Raw genomic sequence first — 1,248 nt, forward strand, 5'->3', positions numbered from 1 at the left:
TGACGTGACCCCCGCCTTTCATCCAGCTGCGACCAGAGACCGACCGTTGTTGTCGCGCAGGAGCGCGGGTGAAGCAACGGTCAGGTTTAAACCCGACCGTTGCTTTTCGAGTTCTGCGGCGAAGGCGGCCGGTGTGGCGTAGCCGAGCGAGGAGTGTGGCCGCTCTGTGTTGTAGTCCTCGACCCAGCGGGCGAGGATCGTGCGCGCCTGGCGGACCGTAAAGAACAGCGTCTCATTGAGTAGCTCGTCGCGCATGCGACCGTTGAAGCTCTCGACGAACCCGTTCTGCGTCGGTTTGCCCGGAGCGATATAGTGCCACTCGACGTCGGCATCGCCCGACCACGCCAGCACCGCGTTTGAGGTCAACTCGGTGCCATTGTCGCTGACGATCATCTTGGGCGCGCCACGCTCGGCGATCAGGTCGCCCAGCTCGCGCACCACCCGCTTGCCCGAGATTGACGTGTCGAGCACCGCCCGCAAACACTCCCGGGTCACGTCGTCGACGATGTTGAGGATACGGAACCGCCGCCCCGTGGCCATCTGATCATGAACGAAGTCCAGGCTCCAGCGCTGGTTGGGTAGCGCCAGCACCGGCGCAGGTGCCCGCGCGCCGACGGCGCGCTTTCGTCCCTTCCGGCGACGGACTGTCAGACCTTCCTCGCGGTAAAGCCGCTGTGTCTTCTTGCGGTTGATCGTGATGCCCTCCCGCCGCAGCAGGATGTGCAACCGCCGATAGCCGAACCGTCGGCGCTGCTGCGCCAGCTCGCGCAGACGCGACCGAAGGTCGCCATCATCTGCCCGGCTTGAGCGATACCGCATGCTCGTGCGATCCGCCCCGACGACAGCACACGCCCGCCGCTCGCTCATCCCCAGCGCCGTCTGGAGATGCGCGACCGCTTCCCGCTTCGCGGCGGGCGTCACCATTTTTTTGCCAGCAGGTCCTTCAGACCTGCGTTGTCCAGCATCGTGTCCGCGAGCAGTCGCTTGAGCCGGGCGTTCTCCTCCTCGAGCGCCCGCAGCCGCTTCGCATCGGACACCTCCAAGCCGCCGAACTTGGCTTTCCAGGCGTAATAGGTCGCGCTCGACATCCCGTGCCGCCGGCACAGATCCGTCACCACCGCACCAGCCTCGGCCTCCTTCAGGATGCCGATGATCTGCTCTTCCGAAAACTGCTTCCGCTTCATCTGTCCGTCCCTTTCCGGGGTCGGACTCTAGCTCCAACTGGAGGAAAAAACGGGGGTCACGTCA

The 1,248-nt window shown here is 64.9% G+C and carries 1 protein-coding gene; it reads right to left on the reverse strand.

Annotated features, from left to right (window positions below):
- Window positions 1-18: 18 nt before the first annotated feature.
- Window positions 19-1,184 (reverse strand): IS3 family transposase gene (locus tag GV027_RS18705; protein ID WP_156347626.1). Its coding sequence is split into 2 segments (ribosomal slippage): window positions 19-932 and window positions 932-1,184, totalling 1,167 coding nucleotides; the frame shifts between segments, so codons are not numbered across the junction.
- Window positions 1,185-1,248 lie beyond the last annotated feature (64 nt).

This window comes from Sphingomonas sp. T1 (genome assembly GCF_902506585.1).
GTDB lineage: Bacteria > Pseudomonadota > Alphaproteobacteria > Sphingomonadales > Sphingomonadaceae > Sphingomonas > Sphingomonas aerolata.